Origin of the sequence: Maricaulis parjimensis, assembly GCF_016817355.1 — a bacterium.
GTDB lineage: Bacteria > Pseudomonadota > Alphaproteobacteria > Caulobacterales > Maricaulaceae > Maricaulis > Maricaulis parjimensis.
This window is the reverse complement of sequence record NZ_JADOTT010000003.1, coordinates 95,766-120,047: the sequence shown is the minus strand read 5'-3', so window position 1 is coordinate 120,047 and position 24,282 is coordinate 95,766. Positions and strand designations below refer to the sequence as shown.

General features: G+C 63.7%; 22 protein-coding genes. 4 read left to right on the top strand and 18 right to left on the bottom strand.

The window, feature by feature from the left end; genetic code table 11:
- Window positions 1-3: 3 nt before the first annotated feature.
- Genes I0K07_RS06260 through I0K07_RS06250 form a run of 3 tightly spaced genes read right to left on the bottom strand, consistent with a single transcriptional unit; the run spans window position 4 to window position 2,120 of the window.
- Window positions 4-402 carry a DUF6468 domain-containing protein gene (locus tag I0K07_RS06260; RefSeq protein WP_203291984.1) on the bottom strand — a complete coding sequence of 133 codons (399 nt, stop codon included), beginning with the start codon at window positions 400-402 and terminating at the stop codon, window positions 4-6.
- Window positions 399-1,532, bottom strand: coding sequence for a flagellar motor switch protein FliM (gene fliM / locus I0K07_RS06255; RefSeq protein ID WP_203291983.1), 1,134 nt, complete (start codon window positions 1,530-1,532; stop codon window positions 399-401). Before fliM ends, I0K07_RS06260 begins: the two co-directional genes overlap by 4 nt.
- A gap of 21 nt (window positions 1,533-1,553) precedes the next feature.
- Window positions 1,554-2,120 (bottom strand): flagellar basal body-associated FliL family protein, encoded by a 567-nt coding sequence (locus I0K07_RS06250; RefSeq protein ID WP_203291982.1) that lies wholly within the window; start codon window positions 2,118-2,120, stop codon window positions 1,554-1,556.
- Between the two features lie 262 nt (window positions 2,121-2,382).
- On the opposite strand from I0K07_RS06250, the gene I0K07_RS06245 reads away from it, so the two are divergent.
- Genes I0K07_RS06245 through flgH form a run of 4 tightly spaced genes read left to right on the top strand, consistent with a single transcriptional unit; the run spans window position 2,383 to window position 5,656 of the window.
- A complete protein-coding gene (locus I0K07_RS06245; RefSeq protein WP_203291981.1) occupies window positions 2,383-3,135 on the top strand; it encodes a flagellar hook-basal body complex protein in 753 nt (250 codons plus the stop codon).
- Between the two features lie 14 nt (window positions 3,136-3,149).
- Window positions 3,150-3,935: a flagellar basal-body rod protein FlgG gene (gene flgG, locus I0K07_RS06240; RefSeq protein WP_203291980.1), complete on the top strand. Its 786-nt coding sequence runs from the start codon at window positions 3,150-3,152 to the stop codon at window positions 3,933-3,935.
- 14 nt (window positions 3,936-3,949) lie between these two features.
- A complete protein-coding gene (gene flgA, locus I0K07_RS06235) occupies window positions 3,950-4,894 on the top strand; it encodes a flagellar basal body P-ring formation chaperone FlgA (RefSeq protein ID WP_203291979.1) in 945 nt (314 codons plus the stop codon).
- An 18-nt stretch (window positions 4,895-4,912) separates the two neighbouring features.
- Complete coding sequence (gene flgH / locus I0K07_RS06230; protein ID WP_203291978.1) at window positions 4,913-5,656, top strand: flagellar basal body L-ring protein FlgH; 744 nt, start codon at window positions 4,913-4,915, stop codon at window positions 5,654-5,656.
- A 68-nt stretch (window positions 5,657-5,724) separates the two neighbouring features.
- Here flgH and ligA read toward each other — a convergent pair whose 3' ends face one another.
- From ligA to mraY, 15 genes are all read right to left on the bottom strand, one after another.
- Window positions 5,725-7,830 (bottom strand): NAD-dependent DNA ligase LigA, encoded by a 2,106-nt coding sequence (gene ligA / locus I0K07_RS06225; protein ID WP_203291977.1) that lies wholly within the window; start codon window positions 7,828-7,830, stop codon window positions 5,725-5,727.
- A gap of 38 nt (window positions 7,831-7,868) precedes the next feature.
- Window positions 7,869-9,566 (bottom strand): DNA repair protein RecN, encoded by a 1,698-nt coding sequence (gene recN, locus I0K07_RS06220; protein ID WP_203291976.1) that lies wholly within the window; start codon window positions 9,564-9,566, stop codon window positions 7,869-7,871.
- Between the two features lie 24 nt (window positions 9,567-9,590).
- Window positions 9,591-10,427 (bottom strand): outer membrane protein assembly factor BamD, encoded by an 837-nt coding sequence (locus I0K07_RS06215; RefSeq protein WP_203291975.1) that lies wholly within the window; start codon window positions 10,425-10,427, stop codon window positions 9,591-9,593.
- A 114-nt stretch (window positions 10,428-10,541) separates the two neighbouring features.
- On the bottom strand, window positions 10,542-11,441 hold the full coding sequence (gene lpxC, locus I0K07_RS06210) for a UDP-3-O-acyl-N-acetylglucosamine deacetylase (RefSeq protein ID WP_203291974.1): 900 nt from the start codon (window positions 11,439-11,441) through the stop codon (window positions 10,542-10,544).
- A 197-nt stretch (window positions 11,442-11,638) separates the two neighbouring features.
- Complete coding sequence (gene ftsZ / locus I0K07_RS06205) at window positions 11,639-13,246, bottom strand: cell division protein FtsZ (RefSeq protein WP_203291973.1); 1,608 nt, start codon at window positions 13,244-13,246, stop codon at window positions 11,639-11,641.
- 140 nt (window positions 13,247-13,386) lie between these two features.
- Complete coding sequence (gene ftsA, locus I0K07_RS06200; RefSeq protein ID WP_203291972.1) at window positions 13,387-14,718, bottom strand: cell division protein FtsA; 1,332 nt, start codon at window positions 14,716-14,718, stop codon at window positions 13,387-13,389.
- A complete protein-coding gene (locus I0K07_RS06195) occupies window positions 14,715-15,494 on the bottom strand; it encodes a cell division protein FtsQ/DivIB (protein ID WP_203291971.1) in 780 nt (259 codons plus the stop codon). Before I0K07_RS06195 ends, ftsA begins: the two co-directional genes overlap by 4 nt.
- 119 nt (window positions 15,495-15,613) lie before the next feature.
- Window positions 15,614-16,528: a D-alanine--D-alanine ligase gene (locus tag I0K07_RS06190; RefSeq protein ID WP_203291970.1), complete on the bottom strand. Its 915-nt coding sequence runs from the start codon at window positions 16,526-16,528 to the stop codon at window positions 15,614-15,616.
- 3 nt (window positions 16,529-16,531) lie between these two features.
- The gene (locus I0K07_RS06185; protein ID WP_203291969.1) at window positions 16,532-17,125 is read right to left on the bottom strand and encodes a hypothetical protein; all 594 of its coding nucleotides are present in this window, start codon (window positions 17,123-17,125) and stop codon (window positions 16,532-16,534) included.
- A 4-nt stretch (window positions 17,126-17,129) separates the two neighbouring features.
- Window positions 17,130-18,053 carry a UDP-N-acetylmuramate dehydrogenase gene (gene murB / locus I0K07_RS06180; protein WP_203291968.1) on the bottom strand — a complete coding sequence of 308 codons (924 nt, stop codon included), beginning with the start codon at window positions 18,051-18,053 and terminating at the stop codon, window positions 17,130-17,132.
- A 59-nt stretch (window positions 18,054-18,112) separates the two neighbouring features.
- The gene (murC, locus tag I0K07_RS06175; protein WP_203291967.1) at window positions 18,113-19,519 is read right to left on the bottom strand and encodes a UDP-N-acetylmuramate--L-alanine ligase; all 1,407 of its coding nucleotides are present in this window, start codon (window positions 19,517-19,519) and stop codon (window positions 18,113-18,115) included.
- Window positions 19,516-20,622, bottom strand: coding sequence for an undecaprenyldiphospho-muramoylpentapeptide beta-N-acetylglucosaminyltransferase (gene murG, locus I0K07_RS06170; RefSeq protein ID WP_203291966.1), 1,107 nt, complete (start codon window positions 20,620-20,622; stop codon window positions 19,516-19,518). Before murG ends, murC begins: the two co-directional genes overlap by 4 nt.
- Window positions 20,619-21,746, bottom strand: a complete 1,128-nt coding sequence (ftsW, locus tag I0K07_RS06165; RefSeq protein ID WP_338041031.1) for a putative lipid II flippase FtsW — start codon at window positions 21,744-21,746, stop codon at window positions 20,619-20,621. The genes murG and ftsW overlap by 4 nt, the downstream gene beginning before the upstream one ends.
- On the bottom strand, window positions 21,743-23,167 hold the full coding sequence (murD, locus tag I0K07_RS06160; protein WP_203291965.1) for a UDP-N-acetylmuramoyl-L-alanine--D-glutamate ligase: 1,425 nt from the start codon (window positions 23,165-23,167) through the stop codon (window positions 21,743-21,745). The genes ftsW and murD overlap by 4 nt, the downstream gene beginning before the upstream one ends.
- A 9-nt stretch (window positions 23,168-23,176) precedes the next feature.
- Window positions 23,177-24,280, bottom strand: a complete 1,104-nt coding sequence (mraY, locus tag I0K07_RS06155) for a phospho-N-acetylmuramoyl-pentapeptide-transferase (RefSeq protein ID WP_203291964.1) — start codon at window positions 24,278-24,280, stop codon at window positions 23,177-23,179.
- Window positions 24,281-24,282: the final 2 nt, after the last annotated feature.

Sequence of the window (24,282 nt, the reverse complement as noted above, 5' to 3'; positions counted from 1 at the left end):
GGTCTAGCGGACGTCCTTCAGATCATTGATGACGCGCGAACCGGCGCCTTCCGGAAAGAAATCGGCAGCGCGGCGGCGCGGCGCCGGGCGCGAACGATTGGCCAGGCTGTCAGCGGCGCGGTCGGCCTTGCCGGTGATCAGGCTCAGCTCGTCGGTCAGCTTGCGGGCTTCGGCAACGCGCGTCTCAAGCTCCTTGCCGGACAGGGTCGTAGCGCGCTCCAGTGCGGCAAGGCTGGCCCGGGCACGGTCCGTCGCTTCATTGAGCGCGATAACCGAGGACTGCACGCCGTCCTGCCCCTTCTTGAGAGCATTGAGACGGCGATCCACGCGCCAGCACATGACAACGGCGACCAGAAGAAGGGCGGCCACCAGGCCTTCGAAAACCAGGGCTGCGAGCGTCATGCGAACCTCATCATCGCTTTCTTGGCACCCGGGGACAGCGGTCCGTTCAGGCGCAGGGCTACGTTATGTCCAATGCGGCCCATACGGCCGCGCGTCAGGGGCACCTGCCCGCAACGCAGTTCAACTTCACTATGGGGCGTGGCGTCGAGGAAGAGCGTGTCACCGACCTTGAGGTCCGCGACCTTGCCCAGCGGCAGGCGCTGCTCGTCGAGCACGGCGTGCACTTCCATATTGGTCGACCACAATTCGGTCGCCAGGTGGCCTTCCCAGATATTGTCGCGGCCGAACTTCTCACCCATGAATTGCTGCAGCAGCATTTTCCGGATGGGTTCCAGCGTCGCGTAGGGCAGCAGCAGTTCGATGCGGCCGCCACGGTCTTCCATGTCGATGCGCAGCTTGACCAGGATGGCCGCGTTCGCCGGGCGGGCGATCGCCGCAAAGCGCGGGTTGGTCTCGACGCGTTCCAGATCGAAATCGACTTCGGTCAGCGGCGCGAAAGCCTGTTTCGCATCGCCCAGAACCACTTCGATCATCCGCTGTACCAGCATGCGTTCGATCGTGGTGTAGGGACGGCCCTCGATGCGCATGGCCGACGTGCCCCGGCGACCGCCGAGCAGGACGTCCACGATCGAGTAGATCAGGTTGGAGTCGACGGTCAGCAGGCCGTAATTGTCCAGCTGCTGTGCCCGGAAGACAGCCAGGATGGCCGGCAGCGGGATCGAGTTCAAATAATCGCCGAAACGGATCGAAGAGATGTTGTCGAGCGAGACTTCGACATTGTCGGAGGTGAAGTTCCGCAGCGAGGTCGTCATCAGGCGCACGAGGCGGTCGAAGACGATCTCCAGCATCGGCAGACGCTCATAGGAGACCAGCGCGGAATTGATGATGGCGCGGATGCCCGACTTGTCGGCCGCGTCGTCATCAGAAAGCGAGAAGCCCAGCAGGCTGTCGATCTCGTCCTGGTTGAGGATGCGCTCGGGGCCACCGCCAACGGTCGGCAATTCCTGGTCGTCATCGTCACCACCGCCGACCATGGCCTCCCATTCGGAAGCCAGGTCGAGGTCGTCACCGTCCTCGGCCATCGCCTCCCATTCGGCTGCCAGGGCATCTTGATCCAAATCGTCGGACATGAAGCTCTCGATCCTTGGGGGTTAGTCGACAATCATGAACTGCTGGATGAGCACGGCATCGACCTGGGCCGGTTCAATGGCCAGGTTCACACGGCGCAGCAATTCCAGGCGGACCCGGTGCATGCCGGCGGAGCCGTACAGGTCATCCTCGCGCAGTTCACGCAGGAACATGATGAACTGGTCCATGATGGAATCGACATTCGCTTCCAGGATGGCACCGAGTTCCGGATTGGATGATTCAAAGGAGACCTGCAGCTGCAGGATCACGGGACGACCGTCGGTGGAGCGGATGTTCGTGGTGATCGTTTCCGCCTCACCCTCACCTTCCGTCAGGTCATAATAAAAGACCTGGTCACCGTGCGTATCGTGTGATTCCGCGACCGCATGACCATCGCTTTCGCCATGGCCTGCTTCGGCGTGTTCAGTCTCGTCATCGCCACCGCCCGAGAACAGCAGGAAGCCACCCACACCTGCCAGCAGCAGGATGAGGACGGGCAAGCCTATGAAAAGAGCCAGCTTTATCGGGCTCTTCTTCGGCTTTTCCTCGCCTTCGGTCTCGTCTTCGATGTCGTCGTTTTCGTCGGCCATGCCGCCAGCTCCAAACGGAAGAATCGTCTGAAACCATTAACGGCGGACGCGGTTAACGTTTCGTAGTGATCGGCGCGAACCCGGCAATTTGTTCCCACCTGCCCGGACTCCTTTGCCGCAAGGGAAACCCCTTCCGACCGCCCCCTCCCCGCCAAGTTATTGATAACCATCAAAATTAACCTTGGCACGCTGCGTGCAACTTGTCGGGCAACCGCTGCGATATGACGGCGGACCCCGAGGTATCCAGAAAGGAAACCGCCCGATGGACAACGCAATCATGATCGGCCTCACGCGCCAGATGACCCTTCGACGGGGCATGGACGTGATCGCCAACAACATCGCCAACGCTGAAACGGCAGGCTTCAAGGCCGAGTCGCTCCTCCTGGAGAATCAGCCCGCCCGTACCGCCGAAAGCACGGACGGCCCCTCCGACCTGCAGTATGTGAATACGTGGGGCATGGGCCGCGACTTCTCGCAGGGCGCGATGGAATACACCGGCCGCACTTTGGACCTCGCCATTGAAGGCGACGGGTTTTTCGCGGTCGAGGCCAATGGCACCGAGCAATACACCCGCGACGGCCGCTTCCACACCAATGAGCTGGGCGAACTGACCACGTCCGACGGCGCGATCGTGCTGGATGCGGATACGCGCGGCCCGATCCTTCTGGATCCGAACGCTGCCACCACGACCATCGTCGATGGCGGCGCGGTCATCCAGGATGGTGTCCAGGTCGGCCGGATTGGCGTGTTTGAAATCGCCAACCGGTCCGAGATGACCAAAGAGGGCAATGGCCGCTACACGATCCCGGCCTCGGACAATCCGGACGACCTGCCCCAGGCCATGTTCGATCCGGACGTCCGCCAGGGCTATGTCGAAAGCTCCAACGTCCAGTCCATCATCGAACTCACCGACATGATGTCGATCATGCGGTCCTACCAATCCGTCTCGAAATTCCTGAAAGACGCCGAAGACCTGAACCAGCGCGCCATCGAGCGCCTCGGTCGCGTCAGCTAAGGAGGAGTTGAACCATGCGTGCACTCACCACCGCCGCCTCGGGCATGCAAGCCCAGCAGATGAATGTCGAAGTGATCTCGAACAACCTGGCCAACATGAACACCACGGGGTTCAAGCGCCAGCGGGCCGAGTTCCAGGACCTCCTCTACCAGAACGTCCAGGCCATGGGCATGAACTCGTCCGACGCCGGCACGATCGTTCCCACCGGTGTCCAGGTCGGTCTGGGTGTCCAGGCGTCCTCGATCTACCGGATCACCGAGCAGGGCTCGCTGAACAATACGGGCAACCCGTTTGACCTGGCGATCTCCGGCCGCGGCTATTTCCGCATCCAGATGCCGGACGGTTCCGATGCCTATACCCGCGCCGGCAATTTCGCGATCAGTGCGGAAGGCCAGATCGTTACCCCGGACGGCTATCCGGTCGCCCCGGGCATCGCCATCCCGCAGGACAGCCGCGAAGTCTCGATCAACTCGCAGGGCCAGGTCCAGGCGCTTATCGACGGCCAGACCGAACCGCAGACCGTGGGTCAGCTGGAACTGGCGACCTTCTTCAATGAGGCCGGTCTGGAAGCTGTCGGCGACAACCTCTACCTGGAAAGCGCCGCCTCCGGTGCCGCCAATGTCGGCACGCCGGACAGCCCCGGCTATGGCGCTGTCATGCAGGGCTATGTCGAAAGCGCGAACGTCAACGCGGTCTCCGAAATCACCGCACTCATCCAGGCCCAGCGGGCCTATGAGATGAATGCCCGCGTGATCACGGCCTCCGACGAGATGCTCGCCGCCTCCTCGAACCTGCGCTAACGGGGGGCTGATTGATGACCCGCCAATCCTTCTTCGCTCTCGCCTGCCTCACCACGGCTCTGGTCACGGCTCCGGCCGTGGCCGGCGAGACGGTCGTCCTGCGCGAGAACCCCTCCGCCGAGGGTTCGCACATCACGCTGGGCGATCTCTTCACCAGCGCCGGCGCCAGCGCCGACGTCGTGGTCGCCCGCGCTCCGGCACCGGGCAGCCGCACTTCCCTGGACGTGTCCTATGTCCAGCACATTGCCGCCGAGCATGATCTGGACTGGGCCAATGCGGCCGGTGTCCGCCGCGTCACGGTCGCCCGCGCCAGCCGCACGGTCGATGCCGACATGCTGACGGACATGCTGGAAGGCGAGCTCTTCGCCCGCGAAGGCAGTGTCCATGATGTTCAGCTGGCCAATTCCGGCCTGGTGCTTCACGCACCGGTAGAAAGCGTCGGCGGTCCGCAGATCGTGTCGCTGAACTATGACATCCGCTCCGGCCTGCTGTCGGCGGAAGTCGCGCCCTATGACGGGGCCGACACGGTCCGCCTCACCGGCCGCGCCTATGCCACGGTCGATGTTCCGGTGCTGGCCCGCGCCATTCCGGCCGGGACCGAAATCACGGGCAGTGATGTGGAATGGGTATCCCACCGCGCTGATCGTCTGCGTCCCGATGCCATCCTGGATCCGTCGGACCTGATCGGCTTCGAGACCCGCCGCACCCTTCGCCCCGGCGAGCCGCTGCGCAGCTATGACCTGCAGCGTCCGGTCGCAGTGGAACGCGGTGAGCTCATCACCCTCCTGTTCGAAGCGCCGGGCATCCAGCTCTCCGTCCGCGCCCGCGCCCTGGAAGACGCGGCCGACGGTGAAATGGCCCGCTTCGTCAATCTTCAATCCAATCGCACGGTTGAGGCCCTCGTCGACGGGCCGGGCCGCGCCCGCGTCGGCTTCTCGCCGTCTGCCACCAGCTTCTGATCCCCAGGGAGACCCACCATGATCCGCAAACTCGCAATTCTCATCATCGGCGCGGCCACCCTGCAGGCCTGCGCGGCCACGGACCGTCTCTCCTATGTCGGCCAGACCCCGCCCATGACCCCGATCGAAAGCCCAGCACCGCTGGCCGGCACGGGTCCGTCGCAGATCCCGATGCCGACCTACGCCATGCCGCAAACCCGCGTCGCCGCATCCAACTCGCTGTGGAACGCCAATTCGCCCACCTTCTTCGGTGATCCGCGGGCGGCTCGTATCGGCGACATCCTGACCGTCAATATCGACATTTCCGACCGCGCCCAGCTGCAGAATTCCACGGCCCGCTCGCGCGCTTCGGCGGAAGACAGCAATCTGGCCAACTTCCTGGGTGCCGATCTGACCGGCTTCTTCAATGACGCCATCGACCCGGACAATCTGACCGATTTCGGCTCCAACTCCTCCCAGACGGGAACGGGTACGGTGAACCGCAATGAGAGCATCTCTCTGACGGTGGCCGCCCTGGTCACCCAGGTTCTGCCGAATGGCAATCTGGTGATTGCCGGCCGTCAGGAAGTGCGCGTGAACAATGAGGTGCGCGAACTCCTGATCACCGGGATCGCCCGCCCGCAAGACATTGCTTCGGACAATACGATCGCCCACACGCAGATCGCCGAAGCCCGGATTTCCTATGGCGGCCGCGGTCATCTGACCGACATGCAGCGCCCGCGTTACGGCCAGGAGCTCTATGACCTCCTGATGCCCTTCTAGGACACGAAACACCCCACCACCATCGGGTACACCTGGGCCGTCACCACGCGTGACGGCCTTTTTTTTGGCTATTCACCAATGAGGATAAACCACTCGTCCTCGGTGAGGGTTTCCACACCGAGATCCGCGGCCTTCTTGGCCTTGGAACCTGCGCCAGGGCCAGCGACGAGATAATCCGTCTTGCCGGACACGGAGCCGGACACTTTGGCCCCCAGGCTCTGGGCCTTGGCCTTGGCTTCGTCGCGCGTCATGCGCTCCAGCGTTCCGGTGAAGACCACGGTCTTGCCGGCAACGGGACTGTCATTCTTGACCGCTTCGGCATCCTCGATGGTCAGCTGGGCTTCAAGCCGGTCGAGGACATCGCGGTTATGGCTCTCGGCAAAATACTGCTGCAGGGCTTCCACGGCAGCATTGCCAATCCCGTCAATGCCAAGCATCTCGGCCCGCACGGCCTCGTCATCCAGGCCTTGCGCCGCGGCCCGGAAATCCGCCCAGCGCGTATAGGTCCGGGCGAAGAGCTGGGCCGTATTCTCGCCGACATGGCGGATGCCCAAGGCATTGAGAAAACGGCCGAAGGCAATCGTGCGGCGATCCTCGATGGCCTGGAAGAGATTGCCGATACTGGTCGCGCCGAACCCCTCGCGCTCCTGCAGGGGCGGCACGATCTCGCCAGCCTCATTGCGCGCTTTCAGGGTGAAGATATCCGCAGGCTCCTTCACCAGGCCCTCATCCTGGAAAGCCTCGATCTGCTTGGTGCCCAGCCCCTCGATATCAAAGGCCTTGCGCGAAACGAAATGCTTGAGGCGCTCCTTGAGCTGAGCGCCGCACATCAGCCCTCCGGTGCAGCGGCGCACGGCATCCAGCTTGCCGGTCTTCTCATCGTGTTCGCGTACGGCATGGCTGCCGCAGACCGGGCATTGGGTGGGGAAATCGAAGGGGTCCGAACGGCCTTCACGATCGGGGTCGACGACACGGACGACCTGCGGGATGACATCGCCGGCGCGCTGGATAACAACCGTATCACCGACGCGGATATCCTTGCGCTCCAGCTCATCCTGATTGTGCAGGGTGGCATTGGTCACCACGACACCGCCCACAGTGACCGGCTTGAGCCGGGCGACCGGCGTCAGCGCGCCGGTACGGCCAACCTGGATGTCGATGGCCTCCAGGACAGTGGTGGCCTGTTCGGCGGGGAATTTATGGGCAATGGCCCAGCGCGGTGCGCGGGCGACAAAGCCCAGACGCTCTTGCCAGTCGAGGCGATCGACCTTGTAGACGACGCCATCGATATCATAGCCCAATGTCGCCCTTTTGGACTCGATATCGCGATAGACCGCAATCAGTTCGGCAACGCCCTGGCATCGCTGCATGATCGGATTGATGACAAAACCGAAGCTTTCCAGTCTCGAAACGGCATCAAACTGGGTCTGCGCCAGGGGTTCACTCACCTCACCCCAGGCATAGGCGAAGAATTTCAGCGGGCGTTGGGCCGTCATTGCCGGATCGATCTGGCGAAGCGAGCCGGCGGCGGCATTGCGCGGATTCTTGTAGGCGGGTTTGCCGGCGTCTTCCTGGCGCTCGTTCAGCGCGGCAAAATCGGCGTGGGACATGTAGACCTCGCCCCGCACCTCGACCACATCCGGCCAGTCGGAACCGGCGAGGGTCTTCGGGATTTCGTCGAGGGTCAGGAGATTGCGGGTGACATCCTCACCGGTCTGGCCATCACCCCGTGTGGCTCCATGGACCAGCTGACCCTTTTCATAGCGGATCGAAGCGGACAAACCGTCGATCTTGGGCTCGGCCGTGATGGCGACGGCTTCGCTGTCGCCCAGCCCCAAAAAGCGCCGGATGCGGCCCTCAAAGTCCGCCACATCCTCGTCGGAAAAGGCATTACCCAAGGAGAGCATGGGTACAGCATGAGTGATCTCGCCGAACTTGCCGGAGGGCGCGGCCCCGACGCGCTGGGTCGGTGAGAACAGATCCACGAGAGAGGGGAAACGGGCTTCGATCCCTTCGAGCCGCTGACGCAAGGCGTCATAGATCGCATCGGAGACCTTGGGCGCATCGTCCTGGTAATAAGCCTTGTCGTGCTTGGCGATTTCCTTCGCCAGACGCGCATGCTCATCCCGCGCTTCGGTTTCGGTGAGGGCTTCGACGTCCTTGAGTGCGCTCATCGCGGTCAGTCCCGTGAGAAGAATCGAACTCGGACAGACTAGGCCTCAACGGCCATCAATGCATCGGCCTGGGCCCGTGCCGCATCAGTGACTTCTGCACCGGACAGCATGCGGGCGATTTCCTCGCGGCGTTCAGCGCCGTCCAGGCGGATCAGCGTGGTGCGCATGCCGCCCTTGCCATCCTCATCCTTGACGATTTTCCAGTGATGATCGGCCACGGCGGCGACTTGTGGTGAGTGGGTCACGACCAGGGTCTGGCCTTTTTCAGCCAGACGCTTGAGACGGCGGCCGACGGCATCGGCAACAGCTCCGCCCACGCCCTGGTCGACCTCGTCGAAGACCAGGACCAGGCCTTCATCCTCACCGGCCAGTGCCACTTTCAGAGCCAGACCGAAACGGGAGAGTTCCCCGCCGGATGCGATCTTGTCGAGCGGGCCGAAGGGCGCGCCCGGATTGGTGCCCACTTCAAACACGATCTGGTCCCGCCCGTCCGGACCGGCGCGGTCATCATCGGAAATCACAGAGACCCGGAAACGCGCCCGTTCCATTTTCAATGGCGGCAATTCTTCCGCTACGGCAGCTGCCAACTCCTCGGCGGCACGGGTGCGACTGCGGCTGAGCGCATGGGCGGCGTCGTCATAGCGGGCGCGGGCGGCGGTCACGGCGCGCTCGGCCTCGGCGATCCGGTCGGACGCATTCTCAATCGCGTCCAGCTGCTCGGCGAGCCGGCCGTGCAAAGCCGCAAGCTCGTCCACATCCACGGAATGCTTGCGGGCCAGGCCGCGCAAGGCAAAGAGGCGCTCCTCGACGGCGTCCAGCTGGCCCGGCTCGACATCGAAGGCCTGCGCGGCATCGGCCAGCGCATCCTCGGCTTCGGCGAATTCGATCAGCGCCCGGTCAATGGCGCCGGCCGCCCGCTCCAGCGCGGCACCGGCAGAGCCCCCGCCCTCCCCGATATGGCTGCGCACGCGTTCCAGTCCGCGCAGCGCGGAATTGAGCCGGGATTCCAGACCGCCGCCATCGCCGGCCAAGGCTTCCTGAGCTTCCTGGAGATCACCCAGCGCCCGTTCTGCGCCCTGCAGGAATTGGCGTTCCTCTGCGAGCGCCGCTTCTTCCCCGGCGCGCGGAGAGAGTTTTTCCAGCTCTTCCAGAGCGTGGGTGAGGAAGGCTTTTTCCTCATCGGACGCCTGATTGGCCCGCACCAATTCATCCAGATGCGTGCGGGCCTTGGAGAGGCCCGACCAGGTCTCCCGGCAGGCCGCGATCAGATCGCCATGGGCGGCATAGGTGTCGAGATAGCCGCGATGGGTTTTGGGGTCCATCAGGCCCCGGCCATCATGCTGGCCATGCACTTCCACCAAAACATCGCCGAGGGCTCGCAGCAGGCCGATACTGGCCGGCTGGTCATTGATATGGGCGCGCGAACGACCGTCCTCGGCCAGACGGCGGCGCAGGATGACCGGCTCACCCGGTTCGACAAGAATGTCCGCCTCGTCCAGCAGGGCGCGGGCGGGATGCGTGTCGGGAAGGTCGAACTCGGCAATGGCCTGGGCTTCACCGGAACCGGAGCGGACCTGGGCCCGGTCGGCGCGTTCGCCGGCGGCCAGTCCCAGCGCACCCAGAAGAATGGATTTGCCGGCGCCGGTCTCACCGGTCAGGGCGCAGAGCCCGCTCTCGAAAGACGCGTCCAGCGTATCGATCAGGACGACATTGCGAATGGATAGGGAGAGCAGCATGCAGCCGTTCGCACCCCCGTCCGCTTAGCCGAAGAGACGCCGCCAGGCGCGTTCGAAATAGGTCGGATCGGCCTGGTCGATCGCCTCGTCGATGGCGATCCCCTCACGGGTCAGCAGGTCATAGCTGTTCTGGTACCAATCGCTGCCCGGGAAATTGTAGCCGAGGACAGCCGCGACCTGGCGCGCTTCCTCGTCAATGCCGAGAGCGACATAGGCTTCCACCAGGCGGTGCAGGGCCTCCGGCACGTGCGAGGTGGTGCCGTAATTCTCGATCACATTTTGGAAGCGGTTGATCGCAGCGAGATGATAATTGCGGCGCAGATACCAGCGGCCGACCGTCATTTCCTTGCCGGCCAGATGGTCACGCGTCATGTCGATCTTCAGGCGGGCATCGGTCGCGTACCGGCTTTCCGGATAGCGGCGCACAACCTGCTGCAGCGCCTCCAGCGCTTGCTCCGTGGCACCCTGGTCCCGGCCGACATCCATGATCTGTTCGAAATAGCAGATCGCGACGAGATAATAGGCGTAGGCCGCGTTGCGATTGCCCGGGTGCAGGGAGATGAAACGCTCGGCGTCCGAGATCGCTTCCTCGTAATTGGCAGACTGATAGTTCGCGAAAGCGGCCATCAGCATGGAACGGCGGGCCCATTCCGAATACGGGTGCTGGCGCTCGACTTCATCGAAGAGCTGCGCCGCGGAGCGATAGTCCCGGCGGTCCATGCGCTGGATCGCGGTTGCGTAGATTGTCTCTGCCGGACGCTCGACATAGGCCACAGCCGCATCGGGTCTGTTTCCTGCACAACCCGCCAGGACAGCGGTCGACAGGACAAGCGAAAACAGGGAACGCAACGGAAGGGTCATGGCACACGGGGCTCAACAGCTGTGGCGGCCCGACGGCCACCCGTTCGCCAACGTTGTAGCGGATGATTTGCCAAGGCAAAAGTGCCGCGTCAGCAGTGCGTGAAAATCCGAGGCTCAGGAGTGAGCCAGAGCAACGTCCTGATGCGCGTCATCGCGCATATTGACCCATTTCCAGCTGGACGAATCCTCCAGCAGGCTACGCAGGGCCAGATTATTGATGGCATGGCCCGGACGCTCGGCCGAATAGCGGCCAATGATCGGCGCACCGGCCAGGCTGAGATCGCCCAGCGCATCGAGCGCCTTGTGGCGAACGAACTCGTCCTTGAAGCGCAGGCCTTCCGGATTCGCGACGCCCTCATCATCGAGCACGACCGCATTGTCCATCGAACCACCGCGGGCCAGACCGGCCGCGAGCAGCGCATCATAATCCTTCTGGAAGCCGAAAGTGCGGGCACCAGCGATATCGTCAGAGAAGATATCCGGCGTCACATCGAACACGCAGGCCTGACGGCCAACCGCAGCATGCTCGAAAGCGATCTCGACCTCGATCATCGGCTTGAGAGCCGGCAGGAAGCTGGCGCGGCGCTCGTCCATTTCGACAGTCACCGGCTTGAGGACCTGGATCGCACGGCGCGGCACCGCATGCGCTTTCAGGCCAACCTGGCGGATGAGTTTCACGAAGGGCGCAGACGAACCGTCCATCACCGGGATTTCCGGGCCATCGACCTCGATAATGGCGTCGTCGACACCCAGGCCGGACAGGGCCGCCATCAAATGCTCGATCGTCGCGATGGTCGCGCCGGCCGCATTGCCGATCGTCGTGCCCAGGCGCAGTTCGCAAACAGCGTCTGCCTTGGCAGCGATCCGGTTGTCGATGTCGGAGATATCCGTGCGGACGAAGCTGACCCCGGCGCCGGCGGAAGCCGGTTGGAGCACCATGCGGACACGTTCACCAGAGTGGAGACCAATGCCTGCGCAAACCACGGGGGCCGCCAATGTGTGCCGGTTAATCACTGTTACGCGCCGTCTGCTTCTGTTTACCCTAACGGACCGGCGAGGACGCCAATCCACATCTGCACACAACACCAGGCGCTGTCTGCATTCAATTAAAGCATTGTTGCCGTTTGTTACGCGTTTGCAGCATAGCGGCATAAGACAAGGCCCGCCCGGACGAACCGGACGGACCTTGCCGTAAAATCAATGACTTGGACCTAGTTGGCCTGACGACGCAGGAAGGCCGGGATTTCCAGATCACCCTCTTCCAGGCTGTCACCGAACAGATCGCCCGATTGAGGACGCGGCGCGGACGTCTGGACCGGTGCCGTCTTCGTCACCGGAGCGGCTTTCGGTGCCGGCTCGGCGGGTTTGCGACGGCGGCCAAAGAGCGAGAAACCGCCCCGCTTCGGCTCGTCTTCAACTTTTTCCTCACGGGCCGGAACCTGGGAACGGCGCTCTTCATAGCGCGCATTCAGCTGGGCAGCCTGCTCGGCGAGACGGGCCTGGTCCTGGACCACGCGGGGTGTCTCGGCCGGTGCCGGCATTTCCGCCCGCACTTCGGCAACATAGGGATCATGCTCGATCTCGGTCTCGATCCGGGTCGTGGACACGGCGTCGGACAGGTCCTCGGCTCCCACGGCGCGCTTCATCGGCTCGGCCTCAACCTCGGTCTGCGGGGCCTCGGCTTCCGGCTCGGCACGGCGGACCAGCGGTGCGCGCGGCGTTTCCGCCATCACGCGGCCCGGACGATCCGAATTGGTGCGCTTCCAGGGCAGGATGGCATCATTCGGGCTGGAGGCCTGGGCCGGCTGGGCTTGCGCACGCTGGCGCTGGCGCGGGTCGGCCTGGACATGGGCTTCCGCATCGATCCCGGTGGCGACGACGGAGACACGCATGGAACCTTCCATGGTCTCGTCGAAGGTGGAACCGACAATGATATTGGCTTCCGGGTCGACCTCGGCGCGGATTTCATTCGCGGCTTCGTCGACCTCGTAGAGGGTCATGTCATAACCGCCGGTTATGTTGATCAGCACGCCGGTGGCGCCCTTCATCGAGACATCGTCCAGCAGCGGATTGGAAATGGCGGCCTGGGCGGCTTCCACGGCGCGCTTCTCGCCGCCGGCTTCGCCCGTACCCATCATCGCCTTGCCCATCTCGTTCATCACGGCGCGAACGTCGGCGAAGTCGAGATTGATCAGGCCCGGCATGACCATGAGATCGGTAATGCCGCGAACGCCGGAATGCAGGACCTGGTCAGCCATGGAGAAGGCTTCGGCAAAGGTCGTTTTTTCCGTGGCGATGCGGAACAGATTCTGGTTCGGGATCACGATCAGCGTGTCGACATGCTCCTGGAGCTGTTCGATACCGCTATCGGCCAGTTTCATGCGGCGCGAGCCTTCAAAGTGGAAAGGCTTGGTGACGACGCCAACGGTCAGGATACCCATTTCACGCGCAGCGCGGGCCACGACCGGTGCTGCACCCGTGCCGGTGCCACCGCCCATGCCGGCCGTGATGAAGACCATGTGTGCACCGCCCAGGTGCTCGCGGATTTCCTCGATGGAATCTTCGGCGGACTGCTCACCCACTTCCGGACGGGCCCCGGCGCCCAGACCTTCGGTAATGGCGGCGCCCATCTGGACGCGCTTTTCAGCTGAAGACCGCTGCAGGGCCTGGGCATCCGTGTTGGCGACGACAAAATCGACACCTTCCAGATTGGCCTCGATCATGTTGTTGACCGCATTGCCGCCGGCTCCGCCCACCCCAAAGACGACAATGCGCGGACGCAGCTCAGTGGTTTCAGGGATGGAAAGGTTGAGTGTCATCACAGACCTCGTGCACGGGACAATGGGTTAACGCCGATTCACCATGCAGTGTCGCTCCGAGACGCTTAATCAGGCGTTAAACTCATCAGATATTCAGCAAGCTTAGGTTTACCTCTGCAGCGCGAACTGCAGTCACCCGCTCAGAAGCTTTCAGCGAACCAGCGCCACATGGAGCCACCGCCCTGCCCCTTGTCCTCGCGGGACCGGCGGCCCTGGGCCGCAAACCCGCCCATGCGCGGCGGACCGGCAATGGCTTCGGCGGCACCGCGGGTTTCGCGGCGGACAATGCCAGCAGCGGCCGAGAAGGCCGGGCCGGACACGGCATCACCCAGACCGGTCACACCGGAAGGGCCGGCAATACGGACCTGTTTGCCAAAGACGCGGCCGGCGAGTTCCGCCGTACCGGGCAATTGGGCACCGCCCCCGGTCAGCACCAGGCGGCGGCCGGAGGATTTCTCGACACCGGCGGCATCGAGACGATCGCGGATTAGCTCGAAGGTTTCTTCCAGGCGCGGACGGATGATGGAGTTGAGCAGGGAACGCGGCGCGCTGTCATAGGCGGCACCATTTTCACCGGTGACCGAGGGAACCTCGATCATCTGCTGATCATCTTCCGGACTATCCAGGACAGATCCGTAAAGGGTCTTCAGACGTTCCGCCGCCGCGATCGGCGTGGACAGGCCGCGCGCGACATCGGACGTCACATGGGATCCACCGACCGGCACGGAATCAATGTGCAGAAGCGCACCTTCCGCGAAGACGGCGGCTGTGGTTGCACCGGCCCCCATATCGATAAGGGTTGCGCCCAGCTGAACCTCGTCATCATGCAGGGCCGACAGGCCCGACGCATAGGGTGTCGCAACCACGCCCTTGAGATCGAAATGGCAGCGCTCGACACAGGTCAGCAGATTGCGCAGCGGGCCGATGGCGGCTGTGATGACATGGACTTCCACGCCCAGCGTGCGGCCGAACATGCCGCGCGGATCGCGGATGCCGCGATGGTCATCCACCGACCAGGCCAGCGGGATGGCGTGCAGGACGACGCGGTCCTCCGCATCGAATTCACCCAGCGCGCCATTGAGCAGGCGGCGCAGTTCACGCTCGGTGACCTCGCGCTGCGGCAGGTCGATCTCGGCCGCGATACGGGTCGAGGTCGGCTGACCGGAAGACAGGGTCACAGTGACAGAATTGACGGCCAGACCGGCCATGCGCTCGGCCTGTTCAACCGCCGTGCGGATGGCGTCGGCAGCGCCGTCCATGTCGACGACAGCTCCGGCGCGGACGCCGCGGGAGGACTGGTGGCCGACACCGACAACACGCGGGCGCGGGCCGGCAATGGTCTGGTCGGTCTTGGCAATGAAGCAGGCAATCTTGGAGGAGCCCACATCGAGGGCCGCACAGACACCGCCGGACGCCTTGCCGCCGGTCACACCGGTGGACTGACGCGGGCGCAGAAAATTGAACACACTCACGCTTCTCGCTCCTGCAGACCAACTGCTGCCGCCCGTTCTGGGCGTATTCTCAAGATCAACTCACCCTCGCTGCCACGAAGGTCGAAACTTTCCGCGGCCAGGCGCAGCACACCGCGCTCGGCCTGCAGACGGGCGAGAACAGCGATTGACGCCGTCACTTCACCCTCGGGCAATTTCACATCGGCACCGCTGTCCAGGCGCAGATTCCAGCGGCGTTCCCCCACACGGACAGCGCCGACGACACGGTCGCGAACCAGCGGATAGTGCGCGAGGGCCTCGACGATCTCGGTCACGCGCTCATTGGCACCGGCAGCGACAACGAGCGGCAGGGCCGGCGGATCCATGGGATCGGCCTGGGCGAGGATGACACCATCGCGATCGATGACATGCAGATCACCCTCGACCTGCCACAGGGCATAGGCTTCGCGGGTTTCCACCACGACTGCGACACGATTGGGCAGAAGACGGGCGACACGGGCCGTGCGCACACCGGGGAGCGCTTCGACACGATCGCGGATATCGGACGGGTCCACCGTGAAGATCGGATCGCCGACCCGCAATTCCGTGGCCGCAACAATGGCATGGGCTGCCGGGCCCCAGGCGCCGGTGACGTCAACGGCCTCGACGGCGAAACCGGCGCGGGCGAGCTGATGGCCAGTGCTTTCACCGATTTCAGCGATCACGTCATCGAGCTGGCCGAACAGGGCCAGACCGCCGACAGCCAAAGTCAGCAGGCCAGCCACGGCCAGTCCGCCCATCCGGGCGGCATTCGCCATACGGTATCTGACACCCCGGACCTGGGCCGAGGCCCAGTTACGCAAACGCCGCGGTGCGGACACCGCGGCGGATCGGGATTGGGACTTGCGCCGGACCGCTTTACGCGACCCGCCACGCCTCACCTTCGACACGACGCATTCTCCGCCATCCATTGAACGAGATCGGCAAACCCGATCCCGCAATACTGCGCCTGTTCCGGCGCCAGTGATGTCGGAGTCATGCCCGGTTGGGTGTTAATTTCGAGTAACCATAGCGGCGTGGCGTTTGTCGGATCGTAACGGAAATCCGAGCGCGTCAGACCGCGGCATCCCAAGGCCTTGTGGGCTTTCACGGCCAGATCCATCGCCATTTCAGCGATCTCTGCCGGAATATCCGCGGGTAAAATATGATCCGATCCGCCTGCGGAATATTTCGCCTCATAGTCATAGAATTTCGTGTTGGGCACGATCTCGGTGACGCAGAGCGGCTTGTCTTCCATCACCGCCACGGTCAGCTCGCGGCCGGGGATATAGCGCTCGATGAGGACCTCATCGCCCAGCGCCCAGGCCGTCGAACCCAGCTCGGCCGGCGGACGGTTGGCTCCTTCCAGCACTATATGCACGCCGACAGACGAGCCCTGGTCATTCGGCTTGGCGACATAGGGCGGCGCCATGGCATGCGCCTTGGCGGCCTCGAACCGGTTGGCGATCAGGCCTTCCGGACAAGGCACGCCGGCATCCTGCAGCACGGATTTTGCCATCTGCTTGTTCATCGCCAGCGCCGAAGCCAGAACGCCGGAATGGGTGTAGGGCTTGCCAAAATGCTCCAGCACACCCTGGACCAGACCATCCTCGCCCCACTCGCCATGCAGCGCGTTGAAGACGATATCCGGATCCGCCTCGACCAGCTGTTCGTAGAGATTGGCCGCGGCATCGATCTCGACGACCTCATACCCCTTTTCGCGCAGCCCCTTGGCACAGGCCGCGCCGGAGACGAGGGAAACATCACGTTCGGGAGACAGGCCTCCCAGAAGCAGGGCAATACGCTTGGTCATGGCTTATCCCAGCGGGCTCGTGTCGCCCGGCGGCGGCGTATAGGCGACGTCGCGGATGACGACATGAGAAGCACCGCTCTGCTGGCCGACCTTGATCAGTTCCAGCAGCGCCAAGGACGGCGCGCTGCCCAGATCGAGGCGCAGCTGGCCCGGTTCCACCCAGGCACAGATATGGATGTGCTCGCCCGGCTTGTCCTTGGGCGAGCGCACCGGTGAGTCATTGCGGAAGCCGAACCATTTATTGAACCAGGCAATGGTCAGATCTTTGTCCCAGATCGCATCCGGGATCTCCACGATCATATTGTCCCAGCGGAAGGGTTGGAGCTGAACGCGGATCCCCTCGACCTCGCCTTCCATCGGCGGGAAACCGACAATCTTGCCGGTGGAGAATTCCTTGCGGGCGGCATTGTCGCCGCTCATCAGCACGAAATCGACGCGGCAGAGCTTGCGCGCGAAATTCGTCTCGGCCTGGATCTCGAACAAATGCTCACCCGCGCCCAGCGGGTTTTCCTTGATCTGCTCTTTCAGCCATTTCGCATAGGCCTCGACATGCGGCGTGCGCACGCGGTCGATCAGGGCCAGGAAATCCTGGGACATGGAACTACTCCTCTGCCGGCACACCGATGCGCCGCACTTCCCAGCGCAGATCGATGCCGTATTGCTCGCGGACCCGGGCCCGCACAGTCTCTCCCACCTCTTCCAGATCAGCCGCGCTGGCGGAACCGTCATTGATCAGGAAATTGCAGTGTTGCTCGGAAAAATGCGCGCCGCCCACGGTGAGGCCCCGCCCTCCGACACTGTCGATCAGCTCCCAGGATTTGCGCTGGTTTGGCGTTCCGGGCGGATCGGGATTGGCGAAGGTGGAGCCGGAGGTTTTCTCGCGGATCGGCTGCGTGGTCTCGCGCCGGGCTGTTATGGCATCCATGCGTTCGGTGATCGCGGCAGGCGCGTCCGGCGTGCCCTGGAAGACGGCCTCGGTGAAAATCCAGTCCTCCGGCGCGGAGCAATGACGGTAGGCATAGGCCAGCTCGTCCGGCGACACGACAATACGGCGGCCGGAACGGTCCAGCGCCACGGCTTCGACGAGGACGTCGGACGTCTCCTGATCGTAGCAGCCGGCATTCATGCGCAGCGCACCACCGATCGTGCCGGGCACGCCGACCAGGTATTCCATCCCGGCCAAGCCGGCCTTGGCCGCCGCCTTGGCGACCATCTTGTCCAGCGCCCCGGCCCCGGCACGCAGCCGATGACCCTCAAGCGCCTCGGTCTTGGCAAAACCCGGCCCCAGCCGGATCACCACGCCGCGCACCCCGCCATCACGCACCAGCGTGTTGGACCCGGCGCCGAGGACATGGACCGGAATCTCATCCGGTGTCTCGGCCAGAAAGCGCGCCAGATCCGCCTCATCGGCGGGAATGAAAAGCACGTCCGCCGGCCCGCCCACCCGCAGCCAGGTGATGTCCTTGAGCGGCGCGGCTTCGATGTATTTGCCGCGGACAGGGGGGAGTTTTTCGAGAAGAGTCATGGCGGTCAGCTATCCTCCCCCTTGATGGGGAAGGATAAGGAAGCGGTGCGTTTCCATCATCACCCCAGCGCCTCCAGTTCACCCGGCAGGGCGTAGGCCCATTGGGTGATGTCGCCGGCACCCAGGCAGACGATGACATCGCCGGCCTCGGCGCGCTTGGCGACTTCCGGAGCGACGGACGCGCGGGAGACCGGCGCCGCATCGCGATGGCCGTGGGATATGAGGCTCTCGACCAGATGGTCGCGGTCTGCGCCCTCGATCGGGTCTTCACCAGCCGTATAGACCGGAGCGACCAGAACGCTGTCGGCATCGTTGAAACAGGTGGAGAAATCATCGAACAGATCGTGCAGACGCGAATAGCGGTGCGGCTGCATGACGGCGATCACCTTGCCCGTGGAGGCCTGGCGCGCGGCCTTGAGCACGGCTGCGATCTCGACCGGGTGGTGACCGTAATCATCGATAATGGTCGCACCCTTCCAGGTACCGGTCTGGGTGAAGCGCCGCTTCACGCCGCCGAAACTGGCCAGCGCGGTCTTGGCTGCATCTTCGGTCAGGCCCAATTCGCGGGCGGTGGCCAGAGCGGCGACGGCATTGAGCACATTGTGCTCGCCCATCATCGGCAGGACGATGTCGGTCCAGGTGACGACATCCTGCCCGCGCAGGCGGAAAGTGATGTCGAAGGTCGAGCCGGACGGTTCCATGCGCACATTGGACAGGCGCACATCGGCCTGCGGGTTGGCACCATAGGTGATGACGCGGCGATCATCGATCCGGCTGGCCAGGGACTGGACCTCCGGATGATCCGTGCACAGGACGGCGAACCCGTAGAAGGGCAGGTTCTCGACGAACTGGACGAAGGCTTTCCGCAGCGTGTCGAAATCCCCGTAATGCTCCATGTGCTCCGGGTCGATATTGGTGACGATTGCGACGGTGGAGCGCAGTTTCAGGAAGGAGCCATCGCTCTCATCCGCTTCCACGGCCATCCAGTCACCCAGCCCGACCTTGGCGTTCGAGCCATAGGCGGAAATGATGCCGCCATTGATCACGGTCGGATCGACGCCCGCCGCATCCATCAACACTGCCACCAGCGAAGTCGTCGTGGTCTTGCCGTGAGTGCCGCCGACAGCGACCGCGAATTTCAAACGCATCAGCTCGGCCAGCATTTCCGCGCGGCGCACGACCGGGATCTTGGCGGCCCGGGCGGCGACCAGTTCCGGATTGTCCGGCTTGATGGCGGAAGAGACGACGATGGCGCCGGCACCGGCAACATTCTCGCCGGCATGGCCGATGTGGATGGTCGCGCCGAGGCCTTCCAGACGCTCCACATTCGGATTGGCGCGGATGTCGGACCCCTGCACCTGATAGCCCAGATTGAGCATCACCTCGGCAATGCCGCTCATGCCGATCCCGCCGATACCGACGAAATGGACAGGGCCGACCGGGAATGGCAGGGCAGAAAACTTCATAGGAGGGCTCCGGTAACCAGGCCATCGACGGATTTCGCCAGGGTTTCGGCGGCATCCGGACGTCCCAGCGAGCGCGCCGCAGCGGCGCGTTCAGCCAGGTCCTGGGGATTGGACAAACGGGTTTCGAGCAAGGTCGCGAGATGGTCGATTGTGAAATCGGCTTCCGGCACACGATCTGCAGCCAGTGCATTCACCAGCCCGTCCACATTGGCGGTCTGGTGGTCATCGGCGGCAATGCCGAGCGGGCAGAAAATCGCCGGACGGCCGACACCGGCCACTTCGGACACGGTGGACGCCCCGGCCCGGCCGATCACGAGGTGTGCCGCCGCATAGAGCGATCCCACATCTTCGAAGAAGGGCTCACACGTCGCGCTGACGCCAGCCTGCCGGTAGATCTCGCGTGCCATGGGGAGGGATTCCTCCCGGGTCTGTTGGACGACATCAAGGCGAGATCGCAGCAATTCCGGGAGTTTTGCCACCGCCTGCGGCACGGTTTCCGACAAAATTCGCGCGCCGAGGGAACCACCCAGGACCAGAAGATTGATCCGCCCGCCCTCTTCCAGCGCCGAATAGCCGGCCTTGCGGGCCTGCAGGATCGGAGACCGGAGGGGATTGCCGGTGAGGATGTGATGCTTGCGCGCTTTTTCCGGCAGACGGTCAAGGCGCTCAAAACCCGACGCGACAAAACCCGCCTTGGCCGCGAAGACGCGATTGACCCGTCCCAGAACAGCATTCTGTTCGTGGATCGCGAACGGAATTTTCTGCGACTGGGCAACGGCCAGGGCCGGGAAAGCGGGATAGCCGCCGAAACCGGCGACCACGTCCGGCTTCCAGCTTTTCACGATAGCGCGGGCCTGGGCGAAGCCCTGAGTCAGTTCCAGGGCGGCCTTGGCCAATTTGATCGGATTCTTCGTGGACGGGCTGGCAGCATGGATCTCGTCGATCGCCACGGCCGGGAACCCCTCCGTGTGTTTCAGTCCGCGGGCATCGGTGACGAGGCGCACCTGCCAGCCACGCGCGATCAAGGCTTCCGCAGCCGCGCGCGCAGGAAACATGTGTCCGCCGGTTCCCCCGGCGGCGATCAGACAACGGCGCGGCGTCATGAAGAATGCCGCAGGGCATAGGCGCCGGGACGGCGGCGCGTGAAAGCCAGCAAGAGACCGGCGCCGAAGGTAAGCGCAAGCATGGAGGACCCTCCGTAGGACACGAAGGGCAAAGTCATGCCCTTGGGCGGGATGAGGTTCAAGTTCACACCGATGTTGACGAGCGCCTGAAGCGCAAACTGAAGTGCCAGACCGGTCACGGCCAGCTGCGCGAAACTGTCCTGCAGGCGCATGGCCTGTGTCCAGGCGCGGGCGACCAGGAGGGCAAACAGGCCAATAATGGCCAGCGAAGCCATCAGGCCGAATTCCTCGGCGGCAACGGCGAAGATGAAATCGGTATGGGCGTCGGGCAGGAAGTTCTTCACCTCCCCCTCGCCCGGCCCGGCCCCGGTGATCCCGCCATTGGCGATCGCCTCCATGGCGCGGTCGATCTGGTAGGTGTCACCACTTTCCGGATCGATGAATCGCTGCACGCGGCTGGCGACATGCGGGAAGGTGAAATAGGCCAGGGTTGACCCCGCCGCCGCGAGGCTGGAGAGCACCGCCACCCAGATCCAGGACAGGCCGGAGGCAAAGAAGACACCGCCGAAACACAGGGTGAGCAGGACGGACTGGCCGAAATCCGGCTGGATCATCAAGAGGCCGATCGAGATGATGTAGAGGCCGAAGGCAATCACCCGCCCCGGAATGGGGGCCCCGCGCTGTTCTTCCGCGAACAGCCAGGCCGCGGTCACGATAAGGGCCGGTTTGAGAAATTCCGACGGCTGCAGGCCGAAGGAGCCAATCCGGATCCAGCGGGTCGCGCCCTTCACCTCATAGCCAATCAGCGGCAACAGCACCATCAGGCCCAGCGCCCCGAACAGGGCCAGCACGGCCAGACGGCGCGCGCCCTTCGGATTGAGCGAGGAGATCCCGAGCATGCCAACCACACCCAGAATGGCAAAGGCGCTCTGGCGGTAGAGAAAATAAAACGGGTCATCAATGCCCAGGCGGTCCGTCATGGCCGGGCTCGCCGCCATGGCCAACACCAGGCCGATGGAGATCAGGGCGATGATGATGACCAGCAATGTCCGGTCCATGCCCCGCCACCAGGTGATCAGGCCGCGCGATACATTCTGGATCACTTGGCCGCCTCCGGTTCCGCCATTTCGGCGGTCAGGGCGTGAACCAGGTCCCGGAAGGAATCGCCCCGGGCCTCGTAGGATTGATACTGATCAAAGGAGGCACAGGCCGGCGACAGGAGAACGACCTCTTCGGGAAGCTCGGAATCCCAGGCATCTCGGGCTGCTGCCTTGAGCGCGGTTTCCAGATCCCCGCACCGTTCATAGGGCAGGACGCCGTCCAGCTCCTGGGCGAACCGCTCCTCCGCCTCGCCGATGAGATAGGCCTTGGCGATCCGGTCCTTGGCAATCATGGCCGGCTTCAACCCGCCCGCCTTGGCGACGCCACCAATGATCCAGCGGACGCTGTCATAACAGGTCAGAGCCTGGACCGCGGCTTCGGCATTGGTGGCCTTGCTGTCATTGACGAAACGCACACCGCGGATCTCGCCGACGATTTCCTGGCGGTGCGGCAGGCCGGGGAAGGTGTAGGTCGCGTCGGCCGCGGCCTTGGCCGCGACACCCAGAAGGCGCACTGCGGCCAGGGCCGCCGCTGCATTCTGCGCATTGTGCCGGCCCGGCAGGGCGCGGGCGCGCGCCAGATCGATGGCCGGATGCGACGCACTGTCCAGCGCATCATAGACCCGGTCACCCAGCGCATAGACGCCGCGTGCAAAGACACGGCCCGCAGAGATCGGGACGACCCGGTCCTCGCGGCGCGTATGGCGCAGGCGCGAGTAATAGCCATTGGTCTCGTCATCATCGATGCCGATGACGGCAAAGCTGTTGGCGCCCTGCATCTCGAACAAATGCTGTTTGACCCGGAAGTAGTTCGCGAAATCACCATGCCGGTCGATATGGTCCGGCGAGATGTTGAGCAGGACGGCGACATCGCAATTGAGCGAGTGGGTCAAATCGATCTGGTAGGAAGACAGCTCGATGACATAGATCGTGCCCGGCCGCGGCATGTCCTGGGCCAGGATCGCATCACCGATATTGCCTCCGACCACCACTTTGCGGCCGGTCTCGCGCAGGATGTGCCCGATCAGCGCCGTCGTTGTCGATTTGCCATTCGTGCCGGTAATGCCGACGATTTTCGGCCGGCGCGTGGCCGGCAGGGCATTCATCGCCTCGGCGAAAAGTTCGATATCCCCGATCACCGGCGCGCCGACAGCCTGGGCCAGTTCGACCACGCGGTGCGGTTTGGGATGGGTCAGGGGAATGCCTGGCGAAAGGATGAGCGCTGCGATATCCCCCCAGTCGCGCCGGTTGAGATCGTCGAGGGTCAGGCCTTCCGCCTCGGCACGCACGCGGGCGGCTTCAGTGTCGTCCCAGCACGACACTTTGGCGCCTCCGGCCTCCAAGGCCCTTGCCGTGGCTATGCCTGTGCGCCCCAATCCGAACACAGCCACACGGCGGCCTTCATATTGATGGATCGGGATCATTGGTGACGTTTATCTCAGCTTCAGCGTGGCAAGTCCAATCAAGGCGAGGATGACGGCGATAATCCAGAAACGGATCACGATGGTCGGCTCGGCCCAGCCCTGCTTTTCGAAATGGTGGTGGATCGGCGCCATCTTGAAGACGCGCTTGCCGGTGAGTTTGAAACTGGCGACCTGGACCATGACGGACACCATTTCCAGCACGAAAAGGCCGCCAACAATGGCCAGTACGATCTCGTGCTTCACGGCGACGGCAATCGTGCCCAGCGCGCCCCCCAGGGAAAGCGAACCGGTATCGCCCATGAAGATCATGGCCGGTGGCGCATTCCACCAGAGGAAGCCCAGGCCAGCCCCCAGAAGGGCACCACAGAAGACCAGGAGTTCACCGGTTCCCGCCGTGTAATGGACCTGCAGATATTCCGCGAAATCGACCCGGCCGACGACATAGGCGATGGCGCCGAAGGTCGCGGCGGCGATCATCACGGGCACAATGGCCAGCCCGTCCAGACCGTCCGTCATGTTCACCGCATTGCCGGCGCCAACGACCACGATACAGCCGAAGACGAAGAAGAGCGGGCCCAGATTGAGGACGAAATCCTTGAAGAAGGGAAAGGCGATGGAAGTTTCCATGCCCGGCTCGGTGCCCAGGCTGCGCGCTGTGTAGGAGGCCCAGAAAACCGCAATCAGGGCGATGATGAATTCACCGGCCAGCTTGAATTTGCCGCCGAAACCCGCCGTCGATTGCTTGGTGACCTTCATATAATCGTCGACGAAACCGATCAGGCCGAAACCCGCGGTCACGAAGATCACGATCCAGACATAGGGATTGGTCAGGTCGGCCCAGAGCAGCGTGCCCGCCATAACCCCGATCAGGATGAGGAAGCCACCCATGGTCGGCGTACCGGCCTTCTCCACGACATGGCGCTCAATGCCTTCGGTGCGGATCGGCTGGCCCTTGCCCTGCTTCTTGCGCAGCCAGGCAATCATCGGCTTGCCGAAGACAAAGGCGATCACCATCGCGGTGAACAGGGCCATGCCCGTGCGGAAGGTGATGTAGCGGAAGAGATTGGCCAGCTGCAGGTCTTCAGCAAGCGGGGCGAGAAGAAGATAGAGCATGA